At 61.8% G+C, this 2,042-nt stretch carries 2 protein-coding genes; both read left to right on the forward strand.

Annotated features, from left to right (window positions below; all coding sequences use genetic code 11):
* Positions 1 to 1,255, forward strand: a 1,255-nt coding sequence (locus tag JCM12178_RS17265; RefSeq protein WP_054653213.1) for a trypsin-like peptidase domain-containing protein, incomplete at its 5' end; no start/stop codon positions are given.
* Between the two features lie 6 nt (positions 1,256 to 1,261).
* Positions 1,262 to 1,906 carry a class I SAM-dependent methyltransferase gene (locus tag JCM12178_RS17270; protein ID WP_245628858.1) on the forward strand — a complete coding sequence of 215 codons (645 nt, stop codon included), beginning with the start codon at positions 1,262 to 1,264 and terminating at the stop codon, positions 1,904 to 1,906.
* Positions 1,907 to 2,042: the final 136 nt, after the last annotated feature.

Raw genomic sequence — 2,042 nt, forward strand, 5'->3', positions numbered from 1 at the left:
CGACGCCCGCCGCACCCCGGTGGTGCGCGCCGTGGAAAAAGTCAGCCCGGCCGTCGTAAACATCACGGCCGTCGGCGAAACCGTGACCAGCGCGTTCCCGTTCCCCAACGACATCATCGGCCGCTGGTTCGGCAACATGCAAGGCCTCAAACGCAAGCAGCGTCGCAACAACCTCGGCTCCGGCGTGATCATTGACGGCAAAAACGCCCTCGTGCTCACCAACGCCCACGTTGTCGCCGGAGCCGACACCATCCGGGTGCGGCTTCACGACACCCGCGTCTTTCAGGCCGAACTGCTCGGCTCGAACCTCGACTTCGACCTCGCCGTGCTTCGCCTCAAGAACGCCAAGAACCTGCCCGAAACGCCCATGGGCGACTCCGGCGACATCCTCATCGGCGAGACGGTCATCGCCATCGGCAACCCTTACGGATTCAGCCATACAGTGACCACCGGCGTAGTCTCGGCCCTGAACCGCTCCATCCAGACCAAACGCGGAGCCATGGGCAACTTCATCCAGACCGACGCGGCCATCAACCCCGGCAACTCGGGCGGGCCACTCCTGAACATCAACGGCTCGCTCATCGGCGTGAACACCGCCATCCTCGCTGACGGAGAAGGCATCGGCTTCGCCATCCCCATCAACAAGGCCCGGCTCGTGGTGGAAGAACTCCTGACCACCGGCAAAGTCGCCCCTGTCTGGCTCGGCCTGACCGGACAGGACATCGATCAGGGCACGGCCCACTACTTTTCACTGCCCACACTCAACGGCCTGCTGATTTCCGAAGTCTACCCCGACACCCCGGCCGAGGCCGCCACCCTGCAACCCGGCGACGTTCTGCTATCCATCAACGGCCGCGCAGTGATCGACAAGGACGACTACCTCACCAAGCTGCGAGGCATGACCCGCAAGGAACGCGTGCGCCTCGACCTCTTCCGCAGCGGCAAACGCTTTTCCGTGACCCTGCGGCCACGAGCGGTCGACGTTTCGCTTGCGCTTTCACTGGCACGGGATGTATGGGGAATGAAGCTCGACGGAAACCGCAACGGCGGCGTCCTCGTCACCGAGGTCCTGCCCAAGAGCCCGGCCGCCCGGCTGGGCATCAAACGCGGGGACATCATTCATCGAATAGGCAACGTGGGCCTTCGCACCAAGGACGACCTCATTCCGGCCGTCCTCATGAACCGCCTTCAGGGCAAAGTGTTCCTGAACGTGCAGCGCGAAGGCCGCATCTACCACGTTCCCCTTGAACTCTAGCAGGAGTTGACGGCCATAGACCCCTACCGACGATACTGGAACGAACAGGGAGCAACCAGAACCTTCACCACTCCCTTCGATCTGGATCTATTCACACGTTACGTTTCCCCCGACAGCAGCGTGCTGGACTACGGCTGCGGCTACGGCCGCACGGTTCAAGCCCTCGCGGAAGCAGGCTACAACGACGTCATCGGCGTCGATATCTCGCACGCCCTGGTGCAACGGGGACTGGCCGAACACCCGTCACTGGACCTCCGGCACCTGCCGGAAGACACCATCCCCATCCCGGACCAGACCTTCGACGGCGTGCTCATGCTCGGCATCCTGACCTGCATCCCAAGCACCTCGGATCAGGCCCAGTGCCTGCGCGAAGTGCTCCGGGTCATGAAACCGGGAGCATACCTCTACCTGAACGACTTCCTGCTCAACAACGACCGCAGAAACCTCGACCGCTACGCCGAAGGACAACGCAAATACCGCGTCTACGGCATGTTCGACATCAAAGACGGCGGAACCTTCCGGCACCATAACCTCGAGCACATAACCTCGCTGCTCGGCGATATGGACCTGCTGCACGTCGAGGAAACAGTCTTCGAAACCATGCAGGGACATATCTCCAACGGATGCCGCGTTCTGGCCCGAAAGAAATAAAGCATGCCTCCGGCGGCCCTCCGGGGGCTCAGAACCTTTCGGGAAAGGTTCTAAGAACTCCAAAGCTTTTTGGCTCGCCTTCGGCGCAATTGTCCGGTTCCGCAATGCTTCCGTTTGATACAAACGCCTTCAAGTC

Source organism: Salidesulfovibrio brasiliensis JCM 12178 (assembly GCF_001311825.1).
GTDB classification, from domain to species: domain Bacteria; phylum Desulfobacterota; class Desulfovibrionia; order Desulfovibrionales; family Desulfovibrionaceae; genus Pseudodesulfovibrio; species Pseudodesulfovibrio brasiliensis.